Source organism: Chryseobacterium arachidis (assembly GCF_900129245.1).
GTDB lineage: Bacteria > Bacteroidota > Bacteroidia > Flavobacteriales > Weeksellaceae > Chryseobacterium > Chryseobacterium arachidis.
The window spans coordinates 410,400-427,240 of sequence record NZ_FQUT01000002.1 but is presented as its reverse complement, the minus strand read 5'-3'; the positions used below and the strand labels follow the sequence as shown (position 1 = coordinate 427,240).

Annotated in this window: 16 protein-coding genes; 3 read left to right on the top strand and 13 right to left on the bottom strand. The window is 35.0% G+C overall.

What is annotated here, in order from left to right:
- Positions 1-422: 422 nt before the first annotated feature.
- A complete protein-coding gene (locus BUA89_RS05715) occupies positions 423-1,460 on the top strand; it encodes a quinone-dependent dihydroorotate dehydrogenase (protein WP_072953934.1) in 1,038 nt (345 codons plus the stop codon).
- A gap of 311 nt (positions 1,461-1,771) precedes the next feature.
- Here BUA89_RS05715 and BUA89_RS05705 read toward each other — a convergent pair whose 3' ends face one another.
- Complete coding sequence (locus BUA89_RS05705; protein ID WP_072953930.1) at positions 1,772-3,016, bottom strand: DUF445 domain-containing protein; 1,245 nt, start codon at positions 3,014-3,016, stop codon at positions 1,772-1,774.
- 244 nt (positions 3,017-3,260) lie between these two features.
- On the opposite strand from BUA89_RS05705, the gene msrB reads away from it, so the two are divergent.
- Together msrB and BUA89_RS05695 are read left to right on the top strand one after the other, a co-directional pair.
- Positions 3,261-3,704 carry a peptide-methionine (R)-S-oxide reductase MsrB gene (msrB, locus tag BUA89_RS05700; protein ID WP_072953927.1) on the top strand — a complete coding sequence of 148 codons (444 nt, stop codon included), beginning with the start codon at positions 3,261-3,263 and terminating at the stop codon, positions 3,702-3,704.
- A gap of 129 nt (positions 3,705-3,833) precedes the next feature.
- Positions 3,834-4,589: a murein L,D-transpeptidase catalytic domain family protein gene (locus BUA89_RS05695; protein ID WP_072953925.1), complete on the top strand. Its 756-nt coding sequence runs from the start codon at positions 3,834-3,836 to the stop codon at positions 4,587-4,589.
- Positions 4,590-4,631: 42 nt separating this feature from the next.
- On the opposite strand, the gene BUA89_RS05690 is transcribed toward BUA89_RS05695, so the two are convergent.
- The 12 genes from BUA89_RS05690 to BUA89_RS05635 all read right to left on the bottom strand — a co-directional run bounded on the left by BUA89_RS05690 (position 4,632) and on the right by BUA89_RS05635 (position 16,778).
- Positions 4,632-5,744 carry a TlpA family protein disulfide reductase gene (locus tag BUA89_RS05690; protein ID WP_072953923.1) on the bottom strand — a complete coding sequence of 371 codons (1,113 nt, stop codon included), beginning with the start codon at positions 5,742-5,744 and terminating at the stop codon, positions 4,632-4,634.
- 197 nt (positions 5,745-5,941) lie between these two features.
- A complete protein-coding gene (gene fabF / locus BUA89_RS05685; RefSeq protein WP_072953921.1) occupies positions 5,942-7,183 on the bottom strand; it encodes a beta-ketoacyl-ACP synthase II in 1,242 nt (413 codons plus the stop codon).
- Entirely contained in the window at positions 7,183-7,608 is a 426-nt protein-coding gene (locus BUA89_RS05680) for a PaaI family thioesterase (RefSeq protein ID WP_072953919.1), read from the bottom strand. Before BUA89_RS05680 ends, fabF begins: the two co-directional genes overlap by 1 nt.
- Positions 7,609-7,616: 8 nt before the next feature.
- Positions 7,617-8,885 (bottom strand): acetyl-CoA C-acetyltransferase, encoded by a 1,269-nt coding sequence (locus BUA89_RS05675; protein WP_072953916.1) that lies wholly within the window; start codon positions 8,883-8,885, stop codon positions 7,617-7,619.
- 10 nt (positions 8,886-8,895) lie between these two features.
- Positions 8,896-9,501, bottom strand: a complete 606-nt coding sequence (locus tag BUA89_RS05670) for a TetR/AcrR family transcriptional regulator (protein WP_072953914.1) — start codon at positions 9,499-9,501, stop codon at positions 8,896-8,898.
- 354 nt (positions 9,502-9,855) lie between these two features.
- Positions 9,856-10,275, bottom strand: a complete 420-nt coding sequence (locus BUA89_RS05665; protein ID WP_072953912.1) for an OsmC family protein — start codon at positions 10,273-10,275, stop codon at positions 9,856-9,858.
- Between the two features lie 90 nt (positions 10,276-10,365).
- A complete protein-coding gene (locus tag BUA89_RS05660) occupies positions 10,366-11,232 on the bottom strand; it encodes a helix-turn-helix domain-containing protein (RefSeq protein ID WP_072953910.1) in 867 nt (288 codons plus the stop codon).
- Between the two features lie 265 nt (positions 11,233-11,497).
- Positions 11,498-14,188 carry a TonB-dependent receptor domain-containing protein gene (locus BUA89_RS05655; protein ID WP_072953908.1) on the bottom strand — a complete coding sequence of 897 codons (2,691 nt, stop codon included), beginning with the start codon at positions 14,186-14,188 and terminating at the stop codon, positions 11,498-11,500.
- A 67-nt stretch (positions 14,189-14,255) separates the two neighbouring features.
- Positions 14,256-14,513, bottom strand: a complete 258-nt coding sequence (locus BUA89_RS05650; RefSeq protein ID WP_228420527.1) for a hypothetical protein — start codon at positions 14,511-14,513, stop codon at positions 14,256-14,258.
- A gap of 142 nt (positions 14,514-14,655) precedes the next feature.
- Positions 14,656-15,351, bottom strand: coding sequence for a hypothetical protein (locus tag BUA89_RS05645; RefSeq protein ID WP_072953904.1), 696 nt, complete (start codon positions 15,349-15,351; stop codon positions 14,656-14,658).
- Positions 15,352-15,371: 20 nt separating this feature from the next.
- Positions 15,372-16,013: a hypothetical protein gene (locus BUA89_RS05640; protein WP_072953902.1), complete on the bottom strand. Its 642-nt coding sequence runs from the start codon at positions 16,011-16,013 to the stop codon at positions 15,372-15,374.
- Between the two features lie 78 nt (positions 16,014-16,091).
- Positions 16,092-16,778, bottom strand: coding sequence for a response regulator transcription factor (locus tag BUA89_RS05635; protein ID WP_027380477.1), 687 nt, complete (start codon positions 16,776-16,778; stop codon positions 16,092-16,094).
- Positions 16,779-16,841: the final 63 nt, after the last annotated feature.

Here is a 16,841-nt window from a genome sequence, read left to right as displayed (position 1 = left end):
CTTGTTGATTACTATTTTGCTTACTTATATATTGTGTATTGTAGAATAAGACCTTTGCGTCAAAAAATAATCTCGCAGATTTTACTGATTATGCAGATGTTTGGTTTTATAAATACATTTCATAATTTAAACGCAAAGATTTAATTATCCGAAGTTTTGATTTTTAGAAAGGCAAAGACAAATAAATTTGTTTCGCGAAGCTTGAAAACATAGCTTCATCAAATCAACTTGTTGATTACTAATTTGCTCACTTATATATTATTATAGAATAAGACCTTTGCGTCAAAAAACGATTTCCCAGATTTTACTGACTATAAAGATGTAGTTTTATAGATACCATTGATAATACATTTTTTCATAAAATATCATAGGGTAACCAACCATTAATTTTAAAATGAGTATTTTTGTAAAACTTTTTTTCAATGTACAAATCGCTCATTCGTCCGATTCTTTTTAAATTCGATCCTGAAGAGGTTCATCACTTTACTTTTTCAATGTTAAAGAATTTTGGATTTCTTACCAAATTATTTTTCCCAAAACCCATTGAAGATAAACGTCTGGAAAGAGAAGTTTTCGGTTTGAAGTTTAAAAATCCTGTAGGACTGGCTGCCGGTTTCGATAAAAATGCAGTTCTTTTTAATGAATTAGGAGATTTAGGCTTTGGATTTGTAGAAATCGGAACGGTAACTCCGAGAGCGCAGGCCGGAAATCCTAAGAAAAGATTATTCAGATTGATTGAAGATGGTGGAATCATCAACAGAATGGGCTTTAATAATGATGGACTACAGGCTGCGATCGAAAAGCTGAAAGGAAACAAAGGAAAAATCCTCATCGGTGGAAACATCGGAAAAAATACAGATACGGCGCCGGAAAATTATACTCAGGATTATCTTGATTGTTTTGAAGGGCTACATCCTTATGTAGATTATTTTGTACTGAATGTAAGCTGCCCGAATGTAGGAAGTCATGCAAAACTGGAAGATGTAGAATATCTGCGCGAGCTGATTACCGAAGTTAAAAAAATCAACCAATCAAAAGCTGTACAGAAACCGATTTTACTGAAAATTGCTCCGGATTTGAATAATAACCAATTAGACGAAATCATTGAGCTTATTGCTGAAACGGAGATCGACGGAATTGTAGTTTCCAATACATCAGTGAATAGAGAAGGGCTGAAAACGTCACCGGAAGTTTTAGCACAAATCGGAAATGGAGGATTAAGCGGAAAACCGATTCGTGAGAGAAGCACAAAAATGATCAAATATCTTTCGGAAAAAAGCAACAGAGCTTTTCCGATCATCGGAGTGGGTGGAATTCATTCTGCAAAAGATGCCATCGAAAAACTGAATGCAGGAGCGACTTTAGTTCAGTTATATACAGGTTTCATCTACGAAGGTCCGGAACTGATTAATGATATCAATAAAGAAATTTTAAAAAGAGCAAGCCGTTTACCAAAATAATTTTCAAGCAATGAATATTATAATCTTAGCCATTTTAAATATATTTCTTATTTCAGTATTGAAATTTTTATTTCCTGTAATGAAAGAAATGAGAATTGGAACCGAAGATTTCTATCCCAATCTTTTAAGAAAAAATAGAGAGAGCTTTGAGTTCTCTTTTTTATTGCAAAAACTTTGTCCGTCTGTCATTTCGACGAAAGGAAAATATGATTTATGATTAAGAGATTCTTCATTTCACTTCTGAACTTCGTTCGTAAACCTTCAGTTTATATTCAGAATGACAAGACATTATTTAAAAGAGAAATAACTTATTAAAGGAAAAAATGAGCAATCGTATAAATTATCAATCCGACTAATCCGCCGACCAAAGTTCCGTTGACCCGGATGAATTGGAGATCTTTTCCGACTTCCAGTTCCAGTTTTTTGCTTAATTCTTTTCCCTGCCAGTTTCCAACCGTCGAGCTAATGAGGTTGCCAAATTGATGGGTATTTTTCAGAATATATTTATAAGCAGTGACACGAACCCAATCATCAATTTTATTCTGAAGATTTTCGTCGGTCTTTAAATTTTGTGAAAATTCATTCAAATTTTTAGATAAATAATTTTTTAATGAAGATTCGTCTTCCTGAAGTTCTTTCGTCAATGTATTTTTAATGGAAATCCAGATGTCATTTGAATATTCACTCAGTTTATCACCTTTTAAAAGATCATTTTTGATGTTTGCAAATTCATTTTCCCATTTTGGATCTTCCTTTAAATCGTTGGAAAATTCATAGATTTTTTGTGTAATTAAATGCCTCAGTTCATGTTCAGGATTTTCTTCAATTTCTTTAAAAAAATCGGAAAGTCCGTTCGCGATTTTATCTGCAATTTTATTGTCGACAAAAGCCGGAATGAAGGTATAACTGCCTTTTTTCACACGGTCTTTGATCATTTCATCATTTTCAAGAATATAATTTTTAATCTGTGAAGAAAGATTGGTAATGATTCTCTGATGATCGTTTTTCTCTAAGATATATCCGATTCCATTTCCCACAATTTTATTGAGTTTGATGCCGTCGGTCATTTCAGAAACTTTTTTGCTGATGAATTGGCTCACCGTAGCATCATCTAATTTATTTAATATATCTAAAACAATATCCGAAAGGTTTTTAATCAAAACTTCCTGATTTTTCTCTTTTCCCAACCATTCTCCTACAAAACCTGAAATTTTTAGCTTCTGGATATAAGGCCGGATATTCTGTGGCGATAGGAAATTATTGACCACAAAACTTCCAAGATTATCGCCTAATCTCTGTTTGCTGTTTTCAATCAAATTCGTGTGTGGAATCGGCAATCCAAGCGGATGGCTGAAAAGCGCAGTCACAGCAAACCAATCTGCCAAAGCACCTACCATTGCCGCTTCGGAAAACGCACGTACATAACCGATCCAGTGAGAATCGTTATTTTTTTGCAAGATCGTAGTGATGATAAAAACAATCGCCATCAACAGGAATAATCCGGTGGCGAATGCTTTGTATTTTCTTAGCTGTTTTCTTTTGGCTTCATCATTCATATGCTCAAATTTAGTAAATTTGGTGGTGAACTTATGATTTATTCTTATTACAAAAGTCGCAAAAGATTTAACCTGCAAGTTTATTTCAAAGTTTAAATTATACTGAGAAGAAGAGCATATTAATTTTTGAAAAATCTTGATTTTCTTCTTGTATGAACTTATTCTTGAAATAATAAATTTTAATAGAAGCTTTTGTCACTTTTGTGGTTTAATGTAAATAATTAAAAATATTTAAAATATTTCTATGGAAAACGAAGCAAAAAACAATCCATACTATTCCCGAACAGATACTTCAAAATTAGATATTTCCAATGACGAATGGAAAAAAATATTGGCTCCGGATTTATATGCCATCTCAAGGGAAGCTGCTACAGAAAGAGCTTTTACAGGGAAGTATAATGATTTTGATGAATTGGGGGATTATTATTGTGCCGTTTGTGGAAATCATTTATTCCGTTCCGATTCAAAATTTTCGAGCAGCTGCGGATGGCCAAGTTTTTTTGAGGCAGACAAAGAAGGGGTTTATTACAAGAGAGATTTAGCTTACGGAATGGATAGGGTAGAGGTGTTGTGCAAAAGATGTGATTCGCATCTGGGGCATGTCTTCGATGATGGCCCAAAACCAACAGGGCTGCGGTACTGCATGAATTCTATAAGCTTGGAATTTGTAGGAGATTCTCAAAAATAAATTGTATTTCTTTCAGAATATCAGTAAGTTAAAGTTTCTTAAATTGAGTTAAACTTTTTTGAGTTATTATGTTTTCGTAAGTATGTTTTTATAAATTTGCCCTCGCAATTGGATTTAACATAATAGTGAATGAAAGGATTTTATAGCTTATTAGGTATTGTTTACATGGTAACTACTTCGTTCTATTTGTCTCCAAAAAAGGCAATCGTGAAGAACGAAATCAGTACAAAAAAAGTAGAGAAAGTAGCGGAAGCGAAATCGGAAAAGACGACAAACTCGGTATCTTCATCAGAAGAGTTGTACAAATCAATTCCATTTGAAAAGGGGCATGAACTTAACGAAGAAGTTTTCTTCAAAGCTTTAACAGGTTTTGAAAATTTGAAGAAAGCTGGTTTGCTTAACGAAAACGCTCATCTTTTAACGGTATGCGATTTTTCAATGTCTTCTAATACGAAGAGACTCTGGGTAATTGACACAGAAGAAAAAAAAGTATTATTCAACTCTCTTGTTGCCCACGGGAAAAATACAGGAGAAGAATTTGCCACTAATTTCTCAAATACGAACAGCTCACTGCAAAGCAGCCTCGGATTTTATATCACAGATGCTACTTATAATGGTGACAACGGGTATTCTTTAAGACTGTTGGGAATGGATAAAGGCTTTAATGATGCGGCTTACAAAAGAGCCATCGTCATGCACGGTGCAGATTATGTAAGTGAAGAATTTGCAGCCATGCATAAAAGGATCGGAAGAAGTTGGGGATGTCCTGCTGTTCCAAGAGATCTTACGCAACCGATCATTAATACAATAAAAGGAAGAAATTGCCTTTTTATTTATTATCCTGATCAGAATTACCTTTCCAAATCGGAATGGTTGAAAGCATAAAACAAAAGCAGTCTGTTACGGACTGCTTTTTTATTTTAAATACTACTGTAGGTATTCTTTTATGATACTTCTGGCTTCTTCAATATTGTTTCTGATCCTCGCAATTATTTTTCCATTTTCGTCGATAATTAAATGGAGAGGATAGCCTGTAGCATTTAATTTCTTTTGGAAATCTTTATTCACATCAAAGAAATTGGTCCAGTCGGCATTGTTTTTCTTTAAAATAGATGTAGCCAATTCCATTCTTTTGGTGGTGCTTTCGTCCGTAATGGTAATAAAATTTACGTTTTTATCTTTGTAATCATGATATAGATTCACGATTTCAGGCATACCTTTTATGCATGGAGCACACGTGGTAGACCAATAATCAATAAAAGTTAATTTATGTTTCTTGAAATCTTCATAAGTCAGTTTATTCTGTTTATCAAAATAAATATCAGGAATCTTTTGTCCGATAGAAGTTGATTGCTCTGCCTTTAAATGAGATTCGACGCCCTTGTATAATTTGTTTTGTTTGAATTTTGCTGAAAATAAATTCATGTTTTTCAAATAATCCGGGTGGTAGTTGTACATTGTATAATCATTTACAATTTCCCATAACGCAACATACGAATTGGGATTTTGTTTGATGTATTGCGCAAGAAATTCCTGTTTTTTGTCCAGACTTACCAGACTGTCTTGCTGATAGGGATTGTTTGATTTCACATAAAATTTTTCCAATGCTTTCTGCAAAACCCTATATTCCTTATTGGTTGGGGTGTCTATAGTAAAGTCAAAGAAATTGATATCTTGTGGCAGATCAATTTTATATTTTCCTTTTTCCAGAAAAAATATTTTTGTTCCCAAAGCAGATTTATTCTTCTTATCCAGATACACAAAAGCAACCGGTTGAGGGTATTCAATAAAGCCATTGATACGATTTTCTTTTTGAACTTTTATAAAATACAGGGAATGATCCGAACCAAATTTTGAAATATTTTTATTCGGTTTTATATCGAATGTGTACAGATCTCCAAATCCTTTTCTCGTCATCGGAGCTCCCAAAATAAGACTGTCATTAATATATGGATCAGAAATAAGATCAATCTCAAAATTGTTTTGAGAATAAATGAAATTTGAAATAAAAATTAATAAAACATAGTGTAGTTTCTTCATGAAAATATTTTGTAGCGTATATGCTAACATACGAAAACTTTTATTACATAAAAAATCCCTGTGCCTCATAGCACAAGGATTGTAATTATTTTATGGAAATCTCAAGGACTAAATTTTTCTCTCACAGATCAGGCAAATTTAGCAGATGTTTGAGTTTTAAAAAATCTAATCATCTGCAAAATCCGCGGGAGAGTTATTTAAGAAAACTTCTTAAAGATCAATGTCGCATTATGTCCTCCGAATCCAAAGGCATTACTTAAAGCATAATTGATGTCCTTTTCTTTAGCTTCTCCAAAAACAATATTAAGATCTTTCGGAATATTCTCATCGATATTGTGAAGGTTGATTGTCGGTGGAATAATTCCATTTTCAATCGCTTTAATGGAAAGAATAGCTTCTGCCGCTCCGGCTGCACCCAGTAAGTGACCAGTCATAGATTTCGTAGCACTGATATCTAAATTTTTGCTTCCTTTAAATAATTTATTAATACCATTTAATTCAACTAAATCTCCCATCGGAGTAGAAGTTGCGTGAGGATTAATATAATCGATATCATCCACATTAATTTCCGCTTCTTTTAAGGCCAATTGCATGGCTTTGATCGCGCCAACTCCATCAGGATGAGGAGCTGTCATGTGATAGGCATCAGCAGTCATTGCAGCCCCGACTAATTCTGCATAGATTTTTGCACCTCTCGTTTTTGCGTGTTCATATTCTTCCAAAATCAAAGCTCCTGCACCTTCTCCCATTACAAAACCATCTCTGTCTGCATCGTAAGGACGACTTGCGGTTGCAAAGTCATCATTTCTTGTAGACATCGCTTTCATAATCGAGAAACCGCCAATTGAAGCCGGAGAAATTGCCGCTTCAGAACCGCCGCTAACAATTACTTTTGCCTTTCCTAATCTGATGTAGTTGAAAGCATCCATTAAGGCTGTATTTCCTGTTGCACAAGCTGAAATTGTGGTATAATTGATTCCCTGAAGCCCAAATTTCATAGAAATCATCCCCGAAGCCATATTGGCAATAAATTTAGGGACGAAAAACGGATTGAATCTCGGTGTTCCGTCTCCTGCTGCGAAATTCATCACTTCGCTTTCGAAAGTCCACATTCCGCCTTGTCCTGTTCCCCAGATCACACCCGTGTCGAACGGATCCATATTTTCCAGTTCCAGTCCGGAATCTTTCAATGCTTCCGCTGTGGAATACATTGCATATTGTGAAAAAAGATCGCTTCTTTTGATTTCATTGTGCGTTAAATGAACTTTCGGATCAAAATTTTTAACCTCACATGCAAAATGTACTTTAAATTTTTCTGTATCGAAATGCGTAATCGTATTGGCTCCGCTTACTCCATTGATGCTGTTGTTCCAGAATTCTTCAACATTATTTCCCAAAGGCGTCACTGCGCCAAGACCTGTTATGACAACTCTTTTCATTAATTATTGATTTTGAATAAATTAGAGGTTCCTCGTGCAATTAAGCGTGTTTTGTCTGCGTTCCATATTTCGCACTGCGCGTTTACAAATTGCTTCCCTCTTTTGATGATTTTAGTTTCAGCTACAATATTATCATTTTCTTTTGCAGTTGAAAAATAATCAATGGTATTATTTACGGTTACAATGAATGTTTTTTCGTTTAAAGAAAACATGGTGGCTCCAATCACATCGTCGAAAATCGCTGCAGTAACTCCACCATGAAGATTTCCCATTGGATTCAGCCATTCCGGTCTTACCGTATATTGAAATTCCAATTGTCCTTCTTCCACAGAAAGGACGATGGGATTCAGCCATTTCATAAAAGGTGAAGGTGACTCGGTGAATTCTTTCCCGATGTATTGTTTTAATTGTGCTAATCTATCCATATTTCAATTTATTTTTCTAAGATCATCGTTACCCCTTGTCCGCGAGCGGCACAAATAGAGATAAATCCTTTTCCGCTTCCTTTTTCGTGTAAAATTTTTGCTAAAGTTCCGATGATTCTTCCCCCTGTTGCTGCAAAAGGGTGGGCTACTGCAAGACTTCCGCCTTTTACATTCAGTTTATTTCGATCGACTTTTCCTAATGCTTTTTCCAGCCCGAATTTTTTAGCCAGATCATCATTTTCCCAGATTTTTAATGTAGCTAAAACCTGTGCTGCAAACGCTTCATGGATTTCAAAATAATCAAAATCTTCCAGATTCATTCCTGCTTTTTTTAGCATTCTTTCAGCTGCAAAAACGGGAGCCAGAAGTAAATCTTGTTTGTTTTCAACATATTCAATTCCTGCAATTTCAGAGAAAGTGATATAGGCTAAAATTGGGAGATTATTCGCTTTTGCCCATTCTTCACTTGCCAATAGAACCGCGGAAGCTCCATCGGTAAACGGTGTTGAATTTCCGGCCGTTAAAGTGCCGTTTTGTTTATCGAAAGCTGGCTTTAAAGTCGCTAATTTTTCTAAACTTGTATCTCTGCGAAGATTGTTGTCTTTATCTAAACCATAAGCCGGAGTTATCATATCATCAAAAAATCCTTCATCATAAGCTTTTGCCATATTTTGATGACTTCTAAACGCTAATTCATCCTGATCTTCACGCGAAATTTCGTAATATTTTGCCGTAATTTCTGTGTGACCGCCCATCACCAAACCTGTTTTCGGTTCCTGACCTTTGTAGGGAATCGGCATCCAGTCTTTCAGTTTCGGACTCAATAATTGCTTGATTTTTCCAAAGACAGATTTCTCTTTATTGGCTTTTAATAAAGCTTTTCTTAATCTTGGAGAGGATTCGAAAGGAATATTGCTCATGGCTTCAACGCCGCAGGCAATTCCGCTTTCGATCTGACCTAAAGCAATTTTATTTCCGATATAAACCGCCGCTTCAATTCCTGTATCACATGCCTGTTGTAAATCACAAGCGGGAGTTGCAGGATCGAGAGAAGTATTCATAACGGTTTCCCGGATGAGGTTGCTTTCAGAAATATGTTTGATTGTTGCACCTCCGGCAACTTCACCCAAAAGTTTTCCTTTGAGGTTGTAACGGTCGATCAAACCATTCAGAGCCGGAAGGAGTAAATCCTGATTCCCTTTGTCTGTGTAAGCTGTATTCATTCTGGCAAACGGAATTCTGTTGTATCCTACAATTGCCACTTTTTTTGTTTCCATAGCGTGAAGTTTATGATGGAAGTATGTTTAATTCATTGTCAATCATGTGAGTGATTCTGTCTAAAGCAAGGTTTAAAAATTTCTCATCTCCCGTTGTTTTGGATAATAGAATTCCGCCTTCGAGAAGCATGATGAAAATGGATGCATATTCCTCTGCATTAGCTTTTACATTTAAATCTCCATTTTTCTGACCTTGAATAATAACCGCTGAAATTTTTCCTGACCAGTCTTCAAAAGATTTTTTAACCTGATTTTTAAGGGTTGGAAAAATATCGTCAGATTCTGTCGCTGCGTTCATTAACGGACAGCCACCGTTGGAAAAAACCGAACGCCAGTTTTTTCTGTAAAAATCAACAAAGGCATGAAGTTTATCCATCGTTGTCGGAAATTCATCACTGAAAGATCTTAACATATTTTTACTCAGCACACTAGAGTTATATTTGTAAACTTCGATGGCCAACTCATCCTTGTTGGCGAAGTTTCCGTAAATACTTCCTTTTGTGAGATTGGTTGCCTTTGCAATGTCTGATAAAGTCGTGGAAAGATAACCTTTGGTATTAAACAATGATGCCGTTTTCTCGATAATGAATTGTTTTGTCTTTTCTGCTTTTGACATTTTCAACTGATTATGATGCAAATATACAAAAATATACCAATCGGTATATTTTATTTTGCAATTAACGATTATCTGTTTGATCTATTGAATTAAACCATTAAGATTTTATTTAAAAAGTTCAGATTAATTAAGTTGAATCTTTGATTTTTTAAGTTTTGGCTAAAGCCAATTTGACGGTTTTGAATGAAAAAACGGGCTAAAGCCCGTTCCTATTGATGATATTCTCATCATTAATTTATTCATTTAGTTTGTCATTCCGTAGGAATCTAAGCAGATATTTTTGCAATTATATTTCTAATAATTCCCCCTAGATTCCTACGGAATGACAAACTTTGTGCTTTAATTTTTTGATTCTTAGTTCGCCAAAGTAGCTTCTAAAGTAATTTCAAAGTTGAAAGCGGCACTTACAGGGCATCCTTCCTCAGCGATTTTCGCATATTTTTGAAATTCTTCTTCTGAAATTCCCGGAACTTTTGCAGTTAAAGTCAATTCAGATTTTGTGATTTTTCCGATGTTTGGGTCTAAAGTGATCACAGATTTTGTAGTCAATTCTTCAGGAGTATAACCAGCTTGAGAAAGTTCTGCGCTCAATTTCATGGTGAAGCATCCTGCGTGAGCTGCTGCCAATAATTCTTCAGGGTTTGTTCCGACTCCATCCGCAAAACGACTGTTGAAAGAATATTGAGTCTGGTTTAATGTAGTGCTTTGAGTAGTGATGTGTCCGTTTCCTTCTTTGATGGTACCGTTCCAAACGGCTGTTGCGTTACGTCTCATAATAATTGTTTTTTGTTGTTTTAAATATTGTTATTTTTTGATGTGACAAAGGTATATCAGAAATTACTCCGGATAAATACACAAATTGACTTAAATATTGTACTTTTTTCCTGAAGTGTAATTTTTCTTGAAATTTGTGGGTGTGCTTCCGATTTTATTGGTGAAAAGACGGTTGAAATAGGCCGGATCTTCGTAGCCTAAATCATAAGCAATTTCCTTCACAGGCTTATCGGTATAAAATAAAAGTCTTTTGGCTTCCAGTAAAATTCTGTTGATGATAAACTGGTTGGGAGATTCAAGGTTTAAACTTTTAAATTTATGCGTTAACGTTTTTGGAGCGATGTGAAGTAAGTCTGCATAATCTGCTACATTATGTTTTTCCCTGAAATGAATTTCCAAATGTCGGCTGAAATCCCGGAATACATCCAGTTCGTTGCCAGGAATTTTTATTTCATCATTATCTAAATTTTGTTTTTTCCATTTTCTAGTAGCGCGAATAATGATTTGTTTTACATACGTTCTGATCATTTCTTCGGCGGAAGAATCTTTCCATTCCAACTCATCTTTGATGCTTTGAAATAAACTTTTAATGATAAAATTTTCATTCTCATCAAGCTCTACAAAAGGAATTTCAAAAACATTATGGAAAAGAAGTCCGTCACAGGCAACTTCCTTATCATGAATTTGGATGCAGTAAAAATCGCGGTTATAATATAAAAGATTAGACTCTTTAATGCCTTTCTCAACCTGCAAATGTTGATTGGTCAAGAAAAATAAAGCAGGATTTTCTGTTTTATAATGTTTAAAATCTACCGTCAGTTCGTAACCTTCCGGAACGTAGAAAACTTTGATTTCAGATTTATATTTCGTGTCTTTAAGGGTTTTCAGATTATTTTCAGAAAAAGTTTCAAAACCTAATTTCTTGTAATTATCTTCAAAAATAAGTGTCTGTGACATAGATTTACTTTAGCATAAAGGTACAAAAAAGCATGGTTTCTCAATGATTAAATTATTGAAACCATGCTTGTGTTTTTACCACAAAAGTCACAAAAGCTTTTTCTAAAAACATCAGAAAACTTAAGAAGATAAAAATCCTGAAAACATTCAGTTCACAAAAGAAGAAAATCAAAGATTTTCAAAAACTGTTGTGCTCTTTTATTTAATATGATTTTACTTTAAATAAACTAATGTGTTTACATCTTTTGTGACTTTTGTGGTTGAATTAAAATGTCAAATCTAATCCAACATAAAAATTCGCTTTCATGATCGGAGCGTACACCATTCCGCCGTCAAAATAATTTCCGAAAGGATTTTTAAAATCGACGATCGCGTTTTTCTGATAATAAGAAGTCAGGTTTTCACCGCCCAAATACGCTCTGATTTTTTTATTGAAATTCCTTGAGATCTGTGCATTTAAAATCGCATAAGATTCAGAATAGGTTGGTAACTGAAACTCTTCAGGATTTGAAGAGGTATTCGGAAGTCTTTGTTTTCCGACTAAATTTAAAGTCGTATCAAAACTCCAGAATCCGCCGTTATTATTTTTATTGGTTGAATACGCCAGATTCACAAAACCTCTGTGTTTTGCCATGAATGGAACTTCACGTCTTCCGTCTAAATAATCTGCCTGGACGTCGTAATATTTATAAGCCAATCTTACATCAAAATTCTTGAAAGGCGTAAAATCCCATTGTGTTTGAAAAGAATTGGCAAAAGATTTTCCATCCAGATTGTAGAAAGTCAATTGTTGAGGTGAGCGGTCTAAATCTACCATCACCTGATCCTGGAAATCGGTTCTGAAAAAGTCGACAACAATTGTGGATTTTCTTCCGAAAAGTTTGAATTCCTGCTGCAAGCTTGCTCCGTAATTCCATGCGATTTCGGGTTTTAAACCATAAATATTTCCTCCATTTTGTAAAATCTGAACATTTCTGTTTGATGCAAAATATTGCTGACTTTCTGCAAAAACATTTGCAGTTCTGAAACCTCTTCCCGCAGAAAGCCTCAAAATAGTTTGTGGTGTGAAATCATATTTAAAATTCAATCTCGGCGTGAACTGAGTTCCTGCCAAATTGTGAAAATCGATTCTTGCTCCTACAACCAAAGTATATTTTAGACCTGTCAACGTATATTCTGCAAAAGCTCCGGGAACGATTTCGTTTCTTTTAAAATTGTTGGTTAAATACGTTTCATCGTAACCATCGTACATAAAACTCGCTCCCGCCTTGTATTTATGATTGGTATTTCCTAAAATACTTTCAAAAATTAAATTTGAATAATAGGTTTGCTGTTTCCCAGAATAATTTCTCAATCCGAAAAAGCTATCTTGTTGATGATACGTATATTGATTCATCCAACCCAAACTTTGGTAAGGTTTTCCTTTAAAAACATACCCCGTTTTATTCCAAATCTGAAATCTTGAAATATCAATTCCGACACCGTAAAGCGATTGATCCTTTTGTGGAGTTTTTTTATCAAAACCGATTTGTCCGGAAGTTCTTTCGTCTTTAATGAAGTTAATTCCAAAATGCGAACCCAAACCTGATTTTTCCAAATCGTTATAATTCAATAGATAAGCTGCATTTAACTGAGTCCCTTTTGGTCTGTCGAGAAATCCGTCGTCATTCATGTCCGTGTCTCCAAAAGTTCCGTTTCCATGAAGTAAAAATGTTTGTGACCATTTCTCATTGATGGGCGAGACGCTTGTGATATTGGCTTCGGCTCTTCCGTTGAAATCAGCAAACAAATTCAAGGAAGTTTCCGGTTTCTCTGCATTTTTCAATAATTCCGTGTTAATTTGTCCTGTAATGCTTTCGTAACCATTGGTCACAGTGCTTCCTCCTTTCGTCAATTGAATGCTTTCAATCCATCTTCCGGGAATGAAATTCAATCCGTAAGCCGAAGCTAATCCTCTAATTTCAGGCAATAATTCTTTTGTTAAGCTCGTGTATTTTTGATCTAAACCTAACATTTTCAGTTGCTTTGTTCCTGTCACAGCATTACTGAAAGAAACGTCAACTGTAGCATTGGTTTCAAAACTTTCGGATAAATTGCAGCAAGCGGCTTTTAATAATTCTTTTTTATCAATATTAAAAACCAATCCGGCTTCTTTTTTACTTAATGATGTTGCGGATTTTCCTCCTGTTACTGTAACTCCTTCAATAATTTTTTGATGATCCTGATGATTCTCTTCATTTGAATTTCCTGGATCAGAATGTCCTGAATGTTCAGATTGAATACCTTCTTCGAAATGTACTTTCGGATTAGCTTCTCCCAAAGGAATCTCTCTGTCGTAAAGACAACAAGAAGGAAGATTTTTATAAGTTTTATCGCTGGACTTATACTTTTCGTTATCGTGACCAACGTCTGCAATTTTCTTTAAAATTTTATCTGAAGAAGTCTTTTTCGGATCAAAATTTAAAGTTACCATTTGCTTTTCCGCATTCCATTCTGCGGAGTCTGCTCCTGCGTCTTTGGCTGCCTTTTCAATTCTGGCCTTACACGATTCACAATTTCCTTTTACATAAAATTCATTCTCTTTTTTTGAGTGATGTTCATGATTTTCAGTAGCTTTTGGCTGTAAATCACGATCATAATGACAGCATCCCGGAAGAGCTTCGTAGGTTGTATCAGTTGCTTTAAATTTTTCATTATCATGACCCGCTTCAGCAACTTTTTTTAAGATATCATCTGTTGAAATCGTATTGTCTGTTTCTAAGGTTAATGTTTGTAAATCAATTGAATAATTTGCTGTTTTTGCTCCGGCTTTTTTAGCTGTGTTCTCGATTCTTTCTTTACACATTTCGCAGTTTCCTTTTACTTTGAACTGGTTTTTAGAAAGATTTTGAGCCAATATAAATTGTGTAGATAATAAGAATACACCAAGAATCATCCTGGAAATATATAATTTCATTTTGTTTAAAATTTAGATTAAGTAAAAAACTGTCCATTAAAAATTTAATGAACTCCTGTTGATTGAATTAACCTATTTTCGGCGGTTGCCAGATTTCTTTCAAACGATCTGAAATATGAGGATCAGAATATTCAAACTGTAAATTTTTGTTGGATTTGTAATATGAATATTCCAACTGTAAACTCTTTGAAAACGGAGTTTCTATGAAAGTATAGCAAGCCACACAGCTCGAACAGCAATCATCATTGCAGGAAGATTTTTGTTCTTTTTTGTTGTGATTGTCTTGAGAATGCTGTTTATGGTGATCGTTTTTACAACAATCCATTCCGGATTGGCAGCAAGTTTCCTGTGAAATTTGAGTATAGAAATTATCTTTAGGAATTAGAAAAATCCCCAGACAAAAGACAATTAATAAGAGTTGAATGAATTTCACGACGCAAAGGTAGGAAATTTGTTATTGATCTGGATCATTCTCTGAAATTAATTCGGGTTTTGGCCAGCTTTTCTTCAAAATCTTTTTCATGAGAACCACCAAAATAACAGGTAAAGAAAGGTTTGCCAAAGTGTATCTTTTTAAAGTTGGCTTCATTGTTCTTCCAATCCATATAGTTTTTCAGTTCAATGATATCTCCATTTTGAAGCATTAATGTAGAACTAAATATCTCAACTATGTTTTCAAATTCTTTACCAAAAGGAACTTCATAAAATCCTGTCTCAGAACCCCGAAAGTTTTCAAAGCTTCCGTCATCAAATCTGACAAGAAAATAATGGGTAGGATTAAATTTTATTTTTCTGAGTTTTTCGGGGAAAGAATATACACACGTTTCAATCTTTACAATGTCCGATAGATCAATGATATTATTTTGAGAAATTATTCTTTCAATAATATCTTTCTGAACATCATCCTGATGCAATAATGTTCTTTGGATTGTCCCATGATAAACCTTTGCATGTAAGCTGTTGAATTTTAATTCTATTGCTTTTCCGAGATGTCTGAAAACTACGCAGGGAAGAAATGTGTTGTCGTATAAGGTTACAGATGCATGATATTCAAGACCGAAAAAATTGTTGTAAACAGGCTTAATACATTGATCTAATCTGTTCATCAGAATATCTTCATGAATTGTTCCTTCGATATCCTTTTCGATCTCATAAATAATCATGGGTCTTTTGCTTTACCTGACTACAAAGCTTCTCCTACTTTCTTCGCACAGTCGTGCCAAGGCTCTCCATGCGGAGGGTTTACTGCCGGTTTTGGTCCGGTAGGAGCCGGTGCCGGAGTGGGTGCGGGTGTATTTTGTGCAACGACTTGTGTAGACTGAGGTGCCGGAGCAGGCTTGCTATTCAGCGGCTGTCCTACAGGAATATCACATCTATGTCCCGGTTCTCCGTGCGGAGGATTCATTCCCGGAGCTGTTTTTACAACTTTAGGATTTCCGTTTTTATCAACAGAAAATTTTCCGGGTTGTAAAGAATTAGGGTCAATTTGTATTGTTTGTCCCTGTTGGGCGTTGATGGCTACATTTTGAGCTCCCTGCTGAGCCGGAGCAGAGCTTAATGGCTGTCCTACCGGAATGTCGCATCTGTGACCTGGCTGTCCGTGTGGCGGATTCATTCCCGGAGCTGTAACCGTTGTTAGCTGAGTCGGGTTGGAAGTGGTTTTAATTCCAGCCTGATCAAAAAGTGATGCCTTAGGAGCATTATTTACTGCAACTGCGGGCTGTTGTGCACCTGCTTCTTCCTTCAAATAAGTGGCTCTTTCATCTTTTTTACAAGAAATGGTTAATATAGAAATGGCAATTAAGCCTAAAAATGTATTCTTCATATCTTCTGGTATAAAACAAAATTAGCAAAACATTTTTAATTGCTTTGCTAATTTTATATTTATAGTGATATTTTTTGACTAATTTTTCACCAAAAGCCTGAATCCTTCTCCGTGAACATTGATGATTTCCAACCCTTCGTCATCTTTTAACAGCTTACGAAGTTTTGCGATATAAACGTCCATACTTCTTGCTGTAAAGTAGTTTTCCTTTTTCCAGATCTTTCTTAAAGCAAGATCTCTCGGCATGAAGTCGTTTCTATGGATGCAAAGAAGTTTCAGCAATTCGTTTTCTTTTGGAGAAAGCTTATATTCATTATCACCCACTCTCAATTGTCTCAACATCGAATCAAAGAAGATATTGCTGATCTTAAATTGTTCCTGCTCTTCATTTTCCAGGGTAGAACTTCTCTGAAGAATAGCTTTGATTTTATATAAAAGCAATTCAGTATCAAAAGGTTTTGTGATGTAATCATCGGCTCCCAATTGATATCCTTTTAAAATATCTTCTCTCATATTTCTTGCCGTCAAGAAAATGATTGGTGTGTTTTTATCAATTTTTTTAACGTCTTCAGCCAAAGAAAAACCGTCTTTTTTAGGCATCATCACATCAAAAATACAGATGTCGAATTCGTTTTCCGTAAATTCCTTCAATCCCTGTTCTCCATCTGTGGCAAGAGTAACTTCAAAATTATTTATCGTTAAATAATCCTTCAACACTGCCCCGAAACTCTGATCGTCTTCTACTAATAATATTCTGTTGCTCATAGTTTTAACTCATTAAAAATTCTTTAATTAAGAATGAACCCTTGTCACTCTTCTCTTCTTATA